General features: G+C 43.9%; 17 protein-coding genes. 7 read left to right on the forward strand and 10 right to left on the reverse strand.

Annotated elements, in window-relative coordinates:
• Position 1 precedes the first annotated feature (1 nt).
• The 3 genes from AC4MCD_RS00245 to dnaJ all read left to right on the forward strand — a co-directional run bounded on the left by AC4MCD_RS00245 (position 2) and on the right by dnaJ (position 4,866).
• Positions 2–3,139, forward strand: coding sequence for an efflux RND transporter permease subunit (locus AC4MCD_RS00245; protein WP_491876339.1), 3,138 nt, complete (start codon positions 2–4; stop codon positions 3,137–3,139).
• A 130-nt stretch (positions 3,140–3,269) separates the two neighbouring features.
• On the forward strand, positions 3,270–3,647 hold the full coding sequence (locus AC4MCD_RS00250; RefSeq protein WP_341121036.1) for a hypothetical protein: 378 nt from the start codon (positions 3,270–3,272) through the stop codon (positions 3,645–3,647).
• 103 nt (positions 3,648–3,750) lie between these two features.
• Positions 3,751–4,866 carry a molecular chaperone DnaJ gene (gene dnaJ / locus AC4MCD_RS00255; RefSeq protein WP_491876340.1) on the forward strand — a complete coding sequence of 372 codons (1,116 nt, stop codon included), beginning with the start codon at positions 3,751–3,753 and terminating at the stop codon, positions 4,864–4,866.
• A 50-nt stretch (positions 4,867–4,916) separates the two neighbouring features.
• Here dnaJ and AC4MCD_RS00260 read toward each other — a convergent pair whose 3' ends face one another.
• Both AC4MCD_RS00260 and AC4MCD_RS00265 read right to left on the reverse strand, forming a co-directional pair.
• Positions 4,917–6,068, reverse strand: a complete 1,152-nt coding sequence (locus AC4MCD_RS00260) for an IS4-like element ISAbe18 family transposase (RefSeq protein ID WP_491876341.1) — start codon at positions 6,066–6,068, stop codon at positions 4,917–4,919.
• Positions 6,069–6,315: 247 nt separating this feature from the next.
• Positions 6,316–6,501 (reverse strand): hypothetical protein, encoded by a 186-nt coding sequence (locus tag AC4MCD_RS00265; protein ID WP_004780424.1) that lies wholly within the window; start codon positions 6,499–6,501, stop codon positions 6,316–6,318.
• Positions 6,502–7,355: 854 nt separating this feature from the next.
• On the opposite strand from AC4MCD_RS00265, the gene AC4MCD_RS00270 reads away from it, so the two are divergent.
• From AC4MCD_RS00270 to AC4MCD_RS00280, 3 genes are all read left to right on the forward strand, one after another.
• Positions 7,356–7,553, forward strand: a complete 198-nt coding sequence (locus tag AC4MCD_RS00270; protein WP_104426834.1) for a hypothetical protein — start codon at positions 7,356–7,358, stop codon at positions 7,551–7,553.
• Positions 7,554–8,092: 539 nt separating this feature from the next.
• Positions 8,093–8,914: a 4-hydroxy-tetrahydrodipicolinate reductase gene (dapB, locus tag AC4MCD_RS00275; RefSeq protein ID WP_180033589.1), complete on the forward strand. Its 822-nt coding sequence runs from the start codon at positions 8,093–8,095 to the stop codon at positions 8,912–8,914.
• A 57-nt stretch (positions 8,915–8,971) separates the two neighbouring features.
• Complete coding sequence (locus AC4MCD_RS00280; protein WP_491876342.1) at positions 8,972–9,616, forward strand: START domain-containing protein; 645 nt, start codon at positions 8,972–8,974, stop codon at positions 9,614–9,616.
• Positions 9,617–9,667: 51 nt separating this feature from the next.
• On the opposite strand, the gene AC4MCD_RS00285 is transcribed toward AC4MCD_RS00280, so the two are convergent.
• Positions 9,668–10,843, reverse strand: a complete 1,176-nt coding sequence (locus tag AC4MCD_RS00285; RefSeq protein WP_491876343.1) for an MFS transporter — start codon at positions 10,841–10,843, stop codon at positions 9,668–9,670.
• A 9-nt stretch (positions 10,844–10,852) separates the two neighbouring features.
• Positions 10,853–11,659, reverse strand: a complete 807-nt coding sequence (dkgB, locus tag AC4MCD_RS00290) for a 2,5-didehydrogluconate reductase DkgB (protein ID WP_491876344.1) — start codon at positions 11,657–11,659, stop codon at positions 10,853–10,855.
• Positions 11,660–11,772: 113 nt separating this feature from the next.
• Between dkgB and AC4MCD_RS00295 the strand changes: the two genes are divergently transcribed.
• Complete coding sequence (locus tag AC4MCD_RS00295; protein ID WP_419365124.1) at positions 11,773–12,663, forward strand: LysR substrate-binding domain-containing protein; 891 nt, start codon at positions 11,773–11,775, stop codon at positions 12,661–12,663.
• Positions 12,664–12,735: 72 nt separating this feature from the next.
• On the opposite strand, the gene ahr is transcribed toward AC4MCD_RS00295, so the two are convergent.
• The 6 genes from ahr to AC4MCD_RS00325 all read right to left on the reverse strand — a co-directional run bounded on the left by ahr (position 12,736) and on the right by AC4MCD_RS00325 (position 16,775).
• A complete protein-coding gene (gene ahr / locus AC4MCD_RS00300; RefSeq protein ID WP_491876345.1) occupies positions 12,736–13,758 on the reverse strand; it encodes an NADPH-dependent aldehyde reductase Ahr in 1,023 nt (340 codons plus the stop codon).
• A gap of 4 nt (positions 13,759–13,762) precedes the next feature.
• A complete protein-coding gene (locus AC4MCD_RS00305) occupies positions 13,763–14,344 on the reverse strand; it encodes a DNA-3-methyladenine glycosylase I (RefSeq protein WP_491876346.1) in 582 nt (193 codons plus the stop codon).
• Positions 14,345–14,367: 23 nt separating this feature from the next.
• On the reverse strand, positions 14,368–14,613 hold the full coding sequence (locus tag AC4MCD_RS00310) for a hypothetical protein (protein WP_004780440.1): 246 nt from the start codon (positions 14,611–14,613) through the stop codon (positions 14,368–14,370).
• Positions 14,614–14,628: 15 nt separating this feature from the next.
• Positions 14,629–15,132 (reverse strand): M23 family metallopeptidase, encoded by a 504-nt coding sequence (locus AC4MCD_RS00315; protein WP_419375119.1) that lies wholly within the window; start codon positions 15,130–15,132, stop codon positions 14,629–14,631.
• Between the two features lie 90 nt (positions 15,133–15,222).
• Positions 15,223–16,251 carry an A/G-specific adenine glycosylase gene (gene mutY / locus AC4MCD_RS00320; protein WP_491876347.1) on the reverse strand — a complete coding sequence of 343 codons (1,029 nt, stop codon included), beginning with the start codon at positions 16,249–16,251 and terminating at the stop codon, positions 15,223–15,225.
• A gap of 164 nt (positions 16,252–16,415) precedes the next feature.
• Positions 16,416–16,775 (reverse strand): HIT family protein, encoded by a 360-nt coding sequence (locus AC4MCD_RS00325; protein ID WP_005233203.1) that lies wholly within the window; start codon positions 16,773–16,775, stop codon positions 16,416–16,418.
• Positions 16,776–16,848: the final 73 nt, after the last annotated feature.

Here is a 16,848-nt window from a genome sequence, read left to right on the forward strand (position 1 = left end):
TATGAACTTTAACCTGTCTGAATGGGCCTTAAAGAATAAAGGTCTGGTACTGTATTTCATGATCCTGCTCGGTTTGGTGGGCATCGTATCCTATTCCAAACTGTCACAAAGTGAGGATCCGCCGTTTACCTTTAAGGTGATGGTAATCCAGACCTACTGGCCGGGTGCCAGTGCTAAAGAAGTGTCCTTACAGGTCACCGACCGGATTGAAAAAGAGTTGATGACTACCGGACAGTATGACCGGATCATGGCCTATTCCCGTCCGGGAGAATCCATGGTGACTTTTATTGCCAAGGATTCTTTGGCTTCCAAGGATGTCGCAGATGTCTGGTATAACGTCCGTAAGAAAATCAATGATATTCGGCATGAATTACCGCAAGGCGTACAAGGTCCATTTTTTAATGATGAATTTGGCGATACCTTTGGCAACATCTATGTTATTAAAGGCAATGACTTCGATTATGCGACGCTTAAAGAATATGCAGACCGTTTACAGTTACAGTTGCAACGGGTCAAGGATGTTGCCAAAGTTGAACTGATCGGCCTGCAGGACCAGAAAATCTGGATCGAAATCTCCAACACCAAAGCTACCCAGCTCGGTATTCCGGTGACTGCCATTCAGCAGGCACTGCAGCAGCAAAATGCCATGACTCAGGCGGGCTTTTTTGAAACCGGTTCTGACCGGATTCAGGTGCGGGTCAGTGGGGCGCTGAATAATGTCGAAGAACTGCAGCAGCTACCTTTACTGGTAAATGGCAAGACCATCCAGCTCGGCGATATAGCTGAAGTTTATCGCGGCTTTACCGATCCGGCACAACCGCGTATGCGCTTTATGGGCGAAAATGGCATCGGCATTGCCGTATCGATGCGTAAAGGGGGTGACATTATTGCCTTGGGTAAAAATCTGGAACAGGAATTTGCCCGGTTGCAGAAAACTTTGCCTCTGGGGATGGATCTGCAAAAAGTCTCAGATCAACCAGTAGCGGTGAAACGCAGTATTAATGAATTTATGAAAGTTTTGGCCGAGGCCGTGATTATTGTTCTCTTAGTGAGTTTTTTCTCACTCGGGTTCCGTACCGGTCTAGTGGTGGCTTTTTCGATTCCGCTGGTACTGGCAATGACCTTTGCCGGGATGCAGCTGTTTGATGTTGGTCTGCATAAGATTTCTCTGGGTGCCCTGATTCTGGCACTTGGCCTTCTGGTGGATGACGCGATTATTGCCATTGAAATGATGGCAATCAAAATGGAGCAGGGCTTTAGCCGCTTACAGGCGGCCGGTCATGCCTGGCGAACCACAGCATTTCCAATGCTGACCGGAACCCTGATTACTGCTGCTGGTTTCCTACCGATTGCGACAGCAGCATCCAGTACCGGGGAATATACCCGCTCGATTTTCCAGGTGGTGACGCTGGCACTATTAGTATCCTGGATTGCCGCAGTTCTGTTTGTCCCTTATCTGGGTGATAAACTCCTGCCAGATTTCAATAAGGATCTGGTGCAGAGAGCGCCATGGTATCAACGTCTCTGGGCGCGTTTACGCAAACGCCCTGAACCGGAGCCGCTGGTACATCATGCCGGTGAACATCATGATCCTTATCAGACTAAGTTTTATCAGGGCTTTCGTCGCTGGGTAAATATCTGTGTCACCTACCGTAAAACGGTCATCGCGGCGACTGTCGGGATTTTTGTGCTATCCATTTTGATGTTTAATCTGGTGCCCAAACAATTCTTCCCGCCATCGAACCGTGCCGAAATTCTGGTGGATCTGAAACTGGAAGAGGGCGCTTCATTAAAAGCGACTGAAGCGGCAGTGAAAAAAGTTGAAAACTTCCTGTCCAAACAGGAGGGGATTGATAACTATGTGGTCTATGTCGGTACCGGCTCACCGCGTTTTTATTTACCTCTAGATCAGCAATTGCCGCAAGCCAGCTTTGCCCAGTTTGTGGTCTTGGCTTCATCACTTGAAGACCGCAATGAAATCCGTAAATCCTTAAGTGACCAGATTCGGGTGCTGTTACCAGAAGCCCGTACCCGGGTATCTCTACTGGAAAATGGCCCACCCGTTGGCTATCCATTACAGTTCCGTGTATCGGGTGAAGACCTGGGATTAGTCCGTCAATGGGCACAGAAAGTTGCAGCAACGGTCGGAGACAATCCAAATACCACCAATGTGCATCTGGACTGGGGCGAGCCAAGTAAAGTGATTAAACTGGATATCGATCAGGACCGTGCCCGTCAGCTTGGCGTGAGCAGTAGCGATTTGGCCAATTTCCTGAATAGCTCGATTTCTGGAACTGCGATTGATCAATACCGTGAGAAACGTGAGCTGATTGAAATCCGTTTACGGGGTGATCAGGCTGAACGTGTCGATGTCGGTTCACTGAGTAGCTTGGCCGTACCAACTACAAATGGGAGTTCAGTTCCTTTGGCCCAGATTGCCAAGATCGAATATAGCTTTGAAGAAGGCCTGATCTGGCATCGGAATCGTTTGCCGACTATTACTGTACGGGCTGATATCCGGACGCAACTGCAACCGGCAACCGTGGTCAACGAGCTGAAAGATCAACTTGAGCAGCTCAGATCAGAAATGCCAAGTGGCTATCTGATTGAAGTAGGCGGGACAGTCGAAGAATCTGCACGTGGGCAGAATTCAGTAAATGCAGGTATGCCATTGTTCCTGGCAGTGGTGATGACTTTGCTGATGATCCAGCTTAGAAGTATTTCACGTGCCTTTATTGTCTTCCTGACGGCGCCATTGGGCATTATTGGCGTGGTCTTATTCCTGTTAATTTTCAATAAACCTTTTGGCTTTGTGGCTATGCTAGGCACGATTGCTTTGTCAGGCATGATCATGCGTAACTCGTTGATTCTCATTGACCAGATTGAACAGGATATTCAGGCAGGTGAATCGCAATGGAATGCAATTATCAATGCCACAGTGCGCCGTTGCCGTCCGATTGTTCTGACTGCACTGGCTGCCGTTCTGGCCATGATTCCTTTATCTAGAAGTATTTTTTTCGGGCCAATGGCGGTTGCAATTATGGGCGGATTGATCGTTGCGACGCTATTAACGCTGTTTTTCCTGCCAGCCTTATATGCACAATGGTTTAAAGTGAAAAAAAGTTTAAATTCTGTTTAAATTTGTCATAATTTCAGGTGCGAAATATTGAAAATTTCAATATAGTAGTACCTGATTTTTTAATAATTCAAAAAAGACATACTGCTGCGGAACTCGCTTGTGCTGGGCCGCACACTAAGGTTGACTAAACATGACTCAAGACACACTCACCAAGATGCGACGCTCCGTGGCGATGGCTTATGTCTTCATGTTTTTTGCTTTGTTTACAGTGGTGAGTGGTGTATTTGCTTACTGGTATGCACGTAAGGTGACCCAGATTGATTATGCCGAAGTCTGGTTACAGGCACAGGCACTCTGGATCATGCGCAATATTGTGATTTATTCAGTACTCGCGATTTTTGCTGCGCTCTGGTTTATTCCATTATTTTTCTTTGCCTGGGATAGCCAACTTTGGGTGAAAGCCTGCACAGTCGCAGGTGTGGTATTCAGCTTTATTGCCATTATTTTCCTCATTAATGCCTGGTTCAAAGGCATCTTCAAATTTTCTCAAAACAAAGCCGTATTCTAAGCTTTCAATTTTTTTTCAGAATTCCCCTTGTAAAGCTGGGTTTAACCCCAATTTTAGACCACAGTCAATATTAAATAGAATTCCGTGAGGAGCATCGCCAGACATGGCTAAACGTGATTATTATGAGGTTTTGGGCGTTTCTAAAACCGCTAGTGATGATGAAATTAAAAAAGCCTACCGTAAGTTGGCGATGAAATATCATCCAGACCGTAACCCGGACAATCCTGAAGCTGAAGAGAAGTTTAAAGAAGCTTCAGAAGCGTATGAAGTTCTGTCAGACAGCGAAAAACGTAGCATGTACGATCGCATGGGCCATCAAGCCTTTGAAGGTGGTATGGGCGGTGGTGCTGGCGGCTTCGGTGGTTTCAGTGCGGAAGATATTTTCAGCCAGTTTGGGGATATTTTCGGTGGAGCCTTTGGTGGGGGTGGCCGTGGCCAGCAACGTCAACGCCGTGGTTCAGACTTACGCTATGTAATGGAACTGACGCTCGAAGAAGCAGTGAAAGGCGTTAAGAAAACCATTACTTTTACTGCACCAGCGCCATGTGATGCCTGTGATGGTAGAGGTTCTAAAAATCCGAATGATGTTGAAACCTGTCCAACCTGTCATGGTGCCGGCCAGGTACGTATGCAGCAAGGTTTCTTCTCGGTACAACAAACCTGTAGTACCTGTCGTGGCCAAGGCAAGATCATCAAGAACCCATGTAATAAATGTCATGGTTCAGGTGTATCTGACCGTCAGCAAACCCTGGAAGTTACTATTCCAGCCGGTGTGGACAATGGCGACCGCGTACGTTTGACTGGTAAAGGTGAAGCGATCCGTGATGGCCAATCAGGTGATTTATACGTTGAAGTCGTGGTACGTGAACACGAAATCTTCCAACGTGACGGTGCGGACCTGTATATGGATGTGCCGATTTCAATTGCGGATGCAGCTTTGGGTAAAGAAGTCCAGATTCCGACATTAGATGGTCGTGTCAGCCTGAAAATTCCTGAAGGTACGCAAACCGGTAAACTGTTCCGCCTACGTGGTAAGGGCGTGAAACCAGTACGTTCAACCATGCAAGGTGATCTGCTTTGCCGTGTTGTTGTAGAAACACCAGTGAACCTGACTGCACGTCAACGTGAACTGTTGAAAGAGTTGCAAGCGACCATGGAAGATGAGGGCAGCCAGTCTTCTCCAAAGAAAAAATCTTTCTTTGATCGGTTGTTTGACTGATCTGGATAGATAAAAAAGGACGCTCAGGCGCATTGCTGTCCCACAATTTTTCACAAGAGGAAGCTCAAATGAGCTTCCTCTTGTTTTATGGGTATTTTATCGGGTGAAAATAAAGCTTTTAAAGTTCTTCTTTCAAACAAATTCACTTGAATTATTCTGAGTAAACGTTGAACTGTCCAACCTGTTTTTCCTAAATGTTGAGCGAAACTCACCAATAAATAGGCGATCATCGCAATCCAGATTTGTGTCTGAATTGCGTTCCTGCTGCGGCCTAGAAACGCTTTTAATTTGAGATTCTGCTTAATCGCCTTAAAGAACAGCTCAACTTTCCAACGATCTTTATAAATCGCCGCAATGGTGGAGGCGGCTAAATGAAAGTTATTGCTGAGAAAGTTAAAGTGCTTGCCACTTTGCTGATCTCTATATTCAATTCTTCTTAACACTGGGGCTTTTCTTTTTAGGGCATGTGCGCTATTCAGCTGAATGGTTTCATCTTTTAGAATACCTTTGGATTCAAGCACTGGATGTTGCTGGATCACCTGATACACAGATTTAGGCCTAAAACGTGTGACAAATCCAATGTTTTGAGCAGTCAGATTTGCATACCATTGGTAATCGACATAGCCTTTATCAAAAACTACAATGCTGCCAGCAGGAAACTGGAATTTGCGGCCTTGTACCATGTCATTTTCTTTGCCATTTTCAACTGCAACAAACTCAGGAATATCATTGCTGTGATTCAATCCTATACTGAGTTTCATGCTGGCTTTTGAGTCGTGAACTTTGGCCCATTCACATAAGGAAAGCGACAGGTCAATATGACTGGCATCCAAGGAATACAAGGGATTCTTAAAGCGAAATTTATGAGCGACTTTTGAGTGTTCATAGTATTTAAGCAACTTGTAAAATAGCTGTTGATACAAGGCAGCAGGCTGCTGCTCATTGATTCGTGCCAGCGTGCTTCGGGGAATAGACTTTGCTCCGAGATGACTTAGCTTTTCCTGTTGGCACTCCAAATTGGATTGAATATCTCTCAGACTTTGCCTACAAGAGAATTGAGACATCAATATGGCAATAAACTGATCCCACCGGGAAGCTGCTCTAAATTTCTGTCCAACATGGTGTACTTTAGCAAGTTGTTCAAAATCCTGTCGCACAACAGGTTTAATTAGCTCATGAAATACGGTATTCTGATGTGACAAAACCTGAATCCTGGTCGTTAAAGTGTTTGTTTGCACTCATATTTTAACTGTTAGGACTCAGGTTTTTTTATTTAAAGTAAACTATGGGACAGCAGTGGCTCAGGCGTCCTTTTTTATAGCTTAAATTCGGAAAAGATGTATAAGTTAATTATTAGATAAAAATAATGAGAAAATTATTCTTTTAATGATATTGGCTTTTTAAGAAGGATTTATACCCCTCACGCAGAGAAATATAAATCCTGTCATATTATTGCGCTTCAGTTGCTTGAGCTTCTGATGCTGGAGCTTCGCTTGCAGGTGCTTCAGCAGCTTGAACTTCAGATGCAGCTGTTTCAGTTGCAGCAGGAGCTGTTTGTGCTACTTCTTCAGCAGCAAAAGTTTGTGATGCAGCAATTAACGCTACCCCGGCAAAAGTTAATTGAACTAATTTCATATGAATTTCCTTGTATTAAAAATAGTGTACTACTCAGTACACTTGGCAAAAATGTTGACATAAAATGTAGGTATTGATGTTTTTTTGTGTGTACTTATGTTTACTAATGTAATTTGATGTTATTTAAATAATTGAAATATAAGATTAATCATTAATCTCATAAAATTGAGCTAGTGGCAAAAAATATAAGAAAATGGGTTTTTTAATGTGATGTATATCACATATTTGCACATTTAAAGGATGAAATTTAATTTAAATTCTAAAAGAAAAACCCCAGCATCCTGCCGGGGTTTTTCGTATGGGTTCGCTCGGTATAACTCCTGTCGTACCTTACTGTCCTTGTGCTGATCTATTGTTATTCTTGTTTGGAACTTCCTGTTCCTGATGAATTCATCATAGGAAACTTCCAGTATTCTGGGTAGCAGCAAAAGGCCGAGATTGATGTGAGCCAAAGCGTACAAAGAGTCTGGTTTTACCTTTGCCAGATAGAAAAAATACTTTGTCTTTTAAGACCTCATCACCAGGATATGAAAATCCTGAATTAATGATTTCTCCATTCATTTAACCAATAAAATATTATGAATAATCTGAAATATTAAAAGAATTGTTACAAAAACTGGTTCCTATTAAATTTTTAGCAATCATGCTCTTATTAAGAATTTGATATATAAAATTAATTTTTAGGCTGACAATCTTGCTAAATAGGCAGGATTTAGAAGGTTATTTAATCTGTCAATTCCTCAAAACTTGCAGAACTTTTTCTAATTTGTAATCCTTGCAACCAAGGGTGTCTAGCTGAGCTAAGGCAGGTATTTGTTGTAGTCGGGCCGCTACAATTGATAACAGGTGCCTATATGTTTAATTTAAAGATTTTTAATAAGATCTCTACAGAAGTTTTGACCTTAAAAAATGACTTGGAGCTGAATTCCGAGATTCAACTCATCACTAAATATAAAACATCTATTTGTGAAGATTATAAAAAAGCGATTATTTTGATCTTTAAAGAACGTGGATATACCAGCTTGGAAGTTGGTCAACTACTTGATGCTTAATCCTTAAACATTCCTAAATTTAAGAAAGTATGGATTTACCTTTCCATTTACCCAAGCAATAAATCGTGCTTCATCGAAAATAATGCCATGCGCTAAGGGCATATGCTTCAGTACGCGATGATGGGTATTTAGTTCAATAATATCAGTGGTACTTATATTGCTGAGGCGGTCAAACTGGAGTTGCAATATATTTCCCTTAAATGCAAATGATCTAAATATGAAAAATCAAGATCATACTTATTATGGATAAATATTTTTTATCTTATTAAATTCAATTATTTATAATTAAAAATTAATTCTTATTAACTAGAATTTTCTTTAAATAAGTTTATCTCTGACTAAGCATTTAATCATTATTCCTCTAACAGAATTATTTTTCTTTTTACTCGTCCATAAAATATTGTTTATATGGACTGCATATCAAAATCCCTCATGACCTTCTTTAATTCTTTTCATTGATTTTTATGCGATCAATCTTAGTGTTATGAGCGAGTTTTGCTATAGTAAGAGCAATTTCGAATCAACATCAGGACTATGTTATGTCAGCGACACCACGCATTGGGATTTTAGGTGCAGGCGGCCGTATGGGACGCATCCTTATTCAGGCGGTGAAAGAAGCCGGTTACCAATTGGCAGCAGCTGTTGAGCGCCCTGAAAGCTCACTCATTGGTGCAGATGCCGGTGAACTGGCTGGCGTAGGGAACTTGGGTGTAAAGGTTGTCGGCCATCTTGAAGAAGTGGTCAAAGACTGTGACGTGGTGATCGACTTTACAGCACCTGCTGCGACGGTGAATCATCTTAAAATCTGCCGTGAAAATGGCGTTGCGATCGTGATTGGTACTACTGGTATGAATGACGAACAAAAGGCTTATCTGGATGAATCTGCAAAAGAAACACCAGTGGTCTATGCAGCGAACTATTCAGTTGGTGTGAACGTTTCGATCAAACTGTTAGAACTTGCCTCTAAAGTCTTTGGTGATACGGTCGATATTGAAGTGATCGAAGCGCATCACCGTCATAAGGTAGATGCGCCATCAGGTACAGCTCTTATGATGGGTGAGGCGATTGCTGGAGCACTGGGTCGTGATCTGAAAAAAGATGCGGTATATCATCGTGAAGGGCATACGGGTCCTCGTGAACGTAAAAGCATTGGTTTTCAGACCATTCGTGGCGGTGATATCGTCGGTGAACATACTGCAATGTTTATTGGCGAAGGCGAGCGTGTTGAAATTACGCATAAAGCCACCAATCGTATGAACTTTGCAGCGGGTGCCGTACGTGCCGCAGCTTGGGTCGTTGGTCGTGATGCGCGTAAATATGACATGAAGGACGTACTTGGTTTTAACGATATTCAAGTATAAATTTTCGTCAAAATCCTATATAAAAATAACTTAAAACTAAAATAAGATGACAATGGAATGAAGAAATTAATATTAATGGCGTGTGCTGTAGCCTTTGCCGCTACAGCACAGTCGACCTCTGTGCAGAATGCCAAGCTCAGCATTAATAAAAATAATATTAAAGTCTGGACCTATCAGGATGAGCGTAATCCTGTTTTTCTCTATAAAGCCGAAACCACCTACAATGTTCCGATTGAGAATGCCGTCTCTTTAATCCTGGATGTTGATCATGCAGTGAAATGGGTGCCTTATATGGGCAGTATCAAGGTGCTATCCCGTGATGATAAAAAAGGCGATTTTACCCTGTATATGGTGCTGGATTTTCCATTCCCTTTAAAAGACCGTGATCTGATTGTGCAAGGCAAAATGATCAAGGATGCCAAAGGACAGATTACGATCAAAAATAAAGCGATTCAGACCGGTTATGCCCTAAATCCGAATTATGTACGTTTGACTGATTATCAGGGAGACTGGACTTTCCAGAAACTGGCCAATAACAAGGTCAAAGTATCTACTTATGGCTATGCCAATCCTGAAGGTTCGATTCCTTTAACCTTTGTGAATATGTTTGTGCAGCAGCAGCCTTATCAGATGCTGCAAAAGATGAAAACCGAACTGGCTAAACCTGTGGCAACGCCTGTGTTACCTGAAGCTTTACGCTAAATAGCCAATAAAAAAAGTCCGCATCAGGCGGACTTTTTTGTGAAGGAAATTTTAAGAGCATTGCTGCGTAGTCATATCTTGCTGTGGAGCCAGTTTCATTTGAATCACGACCAGAAGCAAAGCAACAGCACTCAGACTAGCACCGGCAAATGAAACCGCACTATAGCTAAGTCCTAGATTTAGCACACTGGCACCCGCAATTGCCCCCAAAGCATTACCGAGGTTAAAAGCACCAATATTTACTGAAGAGGCCAGTCCAGGCGCATCATAAGCCACGGACATGACTCGCATCTGTAAAGGTGGGACCACGGCAAAGGCAGCAGCACCCCAGATGATTAATGCCAGACCTGCGCCAAGAGCCGTGCTTGCCAGAATCGGGAAGAGCAGCATCATCAGCATGAGCAAGATTAAAAAGCCAATCAGGGTTTTATCTAAGGATAGGTCTGCAAACTTGCCACCCAGATGATTACCAATCGAGAAACCTACTCCAATTAGTACCAGCATCAAAGTAATCAATGCAGGGGAAGCCTGAGTAAAGCTTTGCAGACTTGGCGCAATATAAGTATAGAGAGCAAACATGGCACCCGCGCTCATCACGGTGGTCAATAAAGCTAACACCACTGGTAAACGGGTCAGGACTTGCAGCTCCTGCCTTACATCCGGTTTTTGGCTGCTTTGACCTTCAGGCAAGGCTTTCCATAGGGAGAACATGGTCAGCAAACCAAGCAGGGAAATACCCAGAAAAGCCGTACGCCAGCCGATATGTTGTCCTATCCAGGTTGCCAGTGGTACCCCGCCAATATTGGCAATGGTCAGGCCCATAAACATCATGGCTACGGCGCTGGCCTGTTTATCTTTCGGAACGACACTGGCCGCGACAACCGAACCAATTCCGAAGAAAGCACCATGGTTCAGGCTGGTGATGATGCGTGCTCCCATCAGCCCCAGATAATTAGGCGCTAATGTCGCCAGAATATTGCCAGTCGTAAAAATCGCCATCAGTAAAATGAGAGATTTACGTTTGGAATAACGGCTTAACCACAGGGTCATTAGCGGTGCACCTAGCATTACCCCTAAGGCATAGGCACTGATCAGCATCCCGGCACGAGGAATCGAAATCTCCAGATCACGGGCGATTTCCGGCAAAAAACCCATTGGAGAAAATTCAGTGGTACCAATTGCAAAGGCACCAACTGCCAGTGCAAGCAAAGGAAAATTAATTTTCATGGTTTCTGTTTAATCCCAGATAGGCGCAAGCTGGTCCGGATCAACCTCACGGCCATTGCGCTCCAAGGTGCTGATCAAAGCCATTTCTTCCTGGGTCAGCTGTATCTCCTGCGCTGCCAGATTGGCAAGCAGATGTTCACGTTTGGTTGAAGATGGAATCACCGCAAAGCCTTTTTGTAAGGCCCAAGCCAGTGCAATTTGTGCAGTCGAAGCCTGATGTTGGGCAGCAATTCCTTGCAGGACAGGATCATTTAGCACTTTGCCATAGGCCAGTGTCATATAAGAGGTGACATCAATCTTCTGAGATTGTAGGAAATTGACCAGACGCTGATTTTGTAAATAAGGGCTGAGTTCAATCTGGTTAGTGGCGATATGCTCCAGACCAATCGTATCAATGGCTTGTTGGGTCAGCTCAATATTGAAATTGGACACACCGATATGCTCTGTCAGACCTTGCTGTTTGGCTTCTAATAAAGTCTGCATCAGCTCAGGAATTTGAACGCCTAAGCGAGGAGCAGGCCAGTGAATGAGCGTCAGATTGACTGCATCGGTACGCAGTTTATGCAGGCTTTCTTTGAGGCTTGGAATCAGTTTGTCAGGTGCGTAATGATCTGTCCAGATTTTGGTGGTAATGAACAGCTCGTTACGATTAACTTGGCTTTCTACAATAGCCTGACCCACTTCCGCTTCATTGGCATAAATCTGTGCCGTATCTACAGCGCGATAACCGACTTCCAATGCTGTTTTGACTGAATCAATGACGGTCTGTCCAGACAGGCGAAAGGTACCAATACCAAATTGAGGAACAATATTCATAGCTTTAATCTTTAAGTATTTTCGATGCTGAGTATTTTGTGCTTTTTATTGTTGCGAAAAAATAGCTGAATTTGCAAAATATTATTGACTGAAAATCAATAAAAGAGTGACAAATGAAATCGACGATTGAAGAATTACAGGCTTTTGTCACTATTGTGGATAGTGGTTCTATCGTCATGGCGGCAGAACGTTTGGGGCAAACCACTTCGGGTGTCAGTCGGGCGCTGCAACGTCTGGAAAATAAATTAAATGTGACTCTTTTAGAAAGAACCACACGTAAACTCAAACTGACTCAAGAGGGCCAGCTATTTCTAGAAAAGGCGCGCAAAATTCTCAATGATTTGGCAGAAGCTGAGGATGCTTTGCTGAAATCAGATAGTGATACGTCAGGATTGATTCGGGTTGATTCAGCTACACCTTTTGTACTGCATGTAATCGTGCCGCTAATTCAGGAGTTTATGCAGCGCTATCCCCAGATTGAAATTGAACTGAATAATCATGATCAGGTGATTGATCTGCTGGAACATAAAACCGATGTCGCGATCCGCTTTGGAGAACTGCATGATTCCAGCCTGCATGCCAGATTATTATGCCGCAGCCGTTTGTATATTGTGGCCAGCCCTGAATATTTACAGCAAAAAGGCAAACCGCAATCAGTGGCGGATTTATCGGAGCACACTTTGCTGGGATTTAGTCAGCCTACGCATTTGAATACCTGGCCGATTCGGTTAGATGGCGAACCTATCACTGTGAAGCCAAAGATTAGGGCACCTAATGGGGAAACGGTTCGTCAATTGGCTTTATATGGGGTGGGTATTACTTGTCTGTCACGCTTTCTGGTCGAGGACGATTTACAGGCGGGTCGTTTAGAGGCGCTATTTGAAGACCAGATTGAGCTGCATTATCAAAAAATTCATGCAGTCTATTACCGTCAGGAGCATCTGCCTAAACGAGTACATCTATTTATTGAATTTCTGGCTCAGAAGCTGGCTAAGTATCTATAAATATAGTCATAAAAAAAATCTGCCCTAACATGAGGCTAGGGCAGATCTAGATTTACTGATAATTAGTACAAATTAGAAATCGGCTTTTAGTACAATCCGGTAACGGGCTTTGCCTGAGTGCAGACGTTCAATCGCAGCATTAATTTCCGACATTGGGAATAACTCAATTTGTGGCGCAATATTTTTACGTGCCGCAAATTTTAATAACTGACGTAAAGCTGCTGGTGAACCTGTTGGCGAGCCAGTCACTGATTTAGCACCGCCAATCAGTGAACCTGCAGAAATTTGCATGGGTTCCAGTGGTAAGCCCAGCATATGTACAGTGCCATTTGGCGCTAAAGTTGATAAATAAGCCTGCCAGTCTAGTGTGACATTCACAGTACTCATTAATAGATCAAATTTACCACGGAGCGGTTTAAGCGCTGCTGGGTCGCGACTATTCACTACGTGGTCTGCACCCATAGCTTTCAGCTCATCGGTTTTATCCAGATTTGAAGTAAAGGCGGTAATTTCACAACCCCATGCTTTCAGCAGCTTGATCGCCATATGTCCCAAACCGCCAATACCAATGACACCGACGTGATGAATGGCCTGAATCTGGTGTTTCAGAATCGGATCAAATACAGTAATCCCGCCACAGAGCAGGGGACCTGCACTTTCCGGGTCCAGATCTTCGGGTAAGGGAATTGCCCATTGCCAGCCAGCACGGACTTTATCTGCAAAACCGCCTGCATGACCGACGATGGTTGCAACCTGACCACCGGTACACAATACTTGCTGGCCTGAAATACAAGGATCGCAATGTTGGCAGCTTTCCGCAGTCCAGCCAATACCGACACGTTGACCTACTTTTAGACCTTTGGCTTCAGAACCCAGTTGCGTAATGGTGCCAATGACTTCATGTCCGGCCACCACAGGATAGACCGAAGATCCCCAGTCATTATTGAGTACTGAAATATCAGAATGGCATAGACCGCAGTATTCAACTTTCACTTCAACCTGATGCGGCTGAAGTTCACCCGCATCAAATTGATAAGGTTCCAGAGCGGCGCCGGCAGACATTGCGGCATAAGCGTGAATGGTATTATTGGACATAGATTCAGCTCTTATTTGAATGGGAGGATATTGTTTTAAAGTGACAGTGATTTTCATGGTCATCGACCATGCCGACTGCTTGCATAAAGGCATAACAGATCGTAGGACCGACAAACTTAAAGCCTGCTTTTTTTAAGGCTTTGGACATGTTCTGGCTTTCAACGGTTTGTGTCGGAGCCTGGCGATAATCTGCAACATCATTATTTAACCGGGGCTGCTGGGCAAAGGCCCACAACAATGTGACCACATCAATTTCTTGAGATTTAAGCTGTTGCCAGGCCCGAGCATTATCGCGAATTGCAGTCAGTTTACCGATATGCCGGATTAGACTAGCATCTTGCAGTTTTGCGGTGAGTTGCTCATCTGTAAATGCGGCGATGGTTTCAATAGAATATTGAAAGAAATGTTTGCGATAAGATTCACGTTTTCTGAGTACGGTAATCCAGGCTAAACCGGCCTGTTGGCCTTCCAGACACAGCATTTCAAATAGGCGTTTTTCATCATGCAGCGCCTGTCCCCATTCCTGATCATGGTAAGCAGTATACAGAGAATCATCAGAGCACCAGCCACAGCGTTGGATCGTCAAGGGATGCTCCTTTTTTGATTATCTTATAATTTAAATGTCGTCCACTGATCTTGCTGATTGTCCCAGTAGGAGAGTTCTGCCTGCTGCAGATCACTGAACTGGATCCACATATCCTTACCACTTTTATCGGCATAACCAGTACTGATCAGAAGCGCCTCTTCGGTAATTTCCATGATCCAGCCCTGATAGGTCTGGCCATTGAGCACGATTTTCTGTTGATTGCCTGATTCAGCAAATTCGACCAGACGGTTGATCAACGCTTCTGACATGTAAACTTCCTAAAATTAACGTAAATATGGATAGGGGTTAACAACACCACGGCCCTTACCACTTAAATAGAGACCATAATGCAGATGTGGCGCGGTATGCCGGGCATTGCCAGTATTACCGACATAACCAATGACATCGCCCTTTTTGACATAGTCACCAACTTTCAGGCCACGCTTATGACCATCCAGATGTGCATAATAATGCCAGGCACCACCTGGACCCAGAATCCAGACTACTTTACCACCCAAATTGTTATTCCGTAAATCCGCGATCAGACCAGGCGTCGCACTGCGAACCTTGGTTCCACGTGGAGCCAGAATATCAATGCCCTCATGCAAACGGCCACTACTACGCGAAGCTCCCCAAGTATCTTTCAATTCACGAGCCTGGACCCGATCTACCGGAATCGGCAGAGAAGAGGGCATACGCATATGATTCAGTTTTTTGACCAGTGCCGGATTAAGCTGAACCGCAGAAGGATGTTTCGGTGCGCTATTACACGCCACCAGAAATAACATCACCAAAGAAAGTCCGACAAACGCAAGAGAATGGCGCAAAATATTTATCCTTAAATGAGGCCAGTATGATTCTTCTTGTTCCAGACTATGTCATAAATTTACGGTAGAAATCAATTTTTTCATGGCGGTTGGAATACCTGCATTGACTGCAGTTTCCGGGTTCATCCAGATGCCTTGTAACTCAATCGCCAGATGTTCCTGCTGATCTTCATCGACTGCAAAAACCATGGCTTCAAGCTGCCAGGTAAAATGGGTGAAACTGTGGCTGATCTGGGCTTTTTGTACGAGATTTTTCAGACCGAGTTGCTGGCACAGTTGTTCAAATGCATGAGTGTCTTCAATAATGGGCAGACACCAAAGCCCGCCCCAAAGACCACTATTAGGACGCTGTTGCCATAGCCATTCATCACCTGACTGGATCAACAGCACTTGAGCTGCTTTGACCGGTACCGGCTTTTTGGCTTTTTTAAAGGGCAATTCATTTTCCAGACCCTGCTGATGTGCCTTGCAATGTTGCTGCATCGGACAATACAGGCATAAAGGCTTTTTAGGAGTACAGACGGTCGCACCGAGATCCATAATCGCCTGGGTATAGTCATGATTCCGCTCAACCGGACATAATTGTTCAGCAAGCTCCCACAAGGCACGTTCATGAACCGGTTTAGACAGATCATCTTCGATCGCAAAAAACCGTGCCAACACCCGTTTGACATTGCCATCCATGATCACGCCGTACTGGCGTAGACCTAAAGACATTAAGGCTCCAGCGGTTGAGCGGCCAATGCCGGGCAGGGCGATCCATTCTTCCAGGCTCGTCGGGAAATGGCCCTGACTTGCCACAATACCGGCTGCCTTATGCAAATTGCGGGCACGAGCATAATAGCCCAGCCCCGCCCAATAGGGTGCGACTTCATCCCAAGAAGCTGTACCTAAGTCCTGTACCGTCGGAAAACGCTGAATAAACCGCTCAAAATATTGCAGCACGGTTTTGACCTGAGTCTGCTGTAGCATAATTTCAGAGACCCAGACCTTATAGGAATCATCAGCCACTTGCCACGGCAAATCATGGCGGCCATGCACATCAAACCATTCTAAAAGGGCATCTGAAAATACAAACATGAAGATAGAACGAACTGAAAAACGAGGCCTAGTATAACTGAAGAGACCCAGCTAAAAGATGAAAAGTCTGCTAAAACAGCAAGACTGAAAAAGAGTAAAAATGAATAAATAGAAGGGACAAGTGAACACTTCAAAAAGCATTCACTCAGCAAAAAATTAAATTCTTATTCTTCAATGCCCCAGCGTGCATCTAGCTTTAATACTTTGCCTTCATAACGCGGGATTATATGAATGTGTAAATGTTCTGATTTTTCCTGAAATACTTCGCCATCATTAAACCCGACATGAAAACCGGAAGGCTGATAGCGTAATTGCAGTTCATTACGAGCCTGTTCGAGTAAGGACATCATACTTTTACGTTCTTTATCTGTGATTTCAAAAAATGACGCCACATGACGTAATGGAGTAACTACATAATGTCCTTTGGACAGCGAGTTGGGTTCAGGTAACACGACAGCAAAATCATTTTTAGCCAGAATATCGTATTCGTCAAAATTACAGTACGGGCAGTTATTTTCAGTCATGATATTGGCTCCTTTCATTGAATTTATTTTTTTCATGTATGACCCAGCTCGATCATGAGCCGGATCAATTTAT

It is taken from the genome of Acinetobacter sp. CAU_H_78, assembly GCF_058599365.1.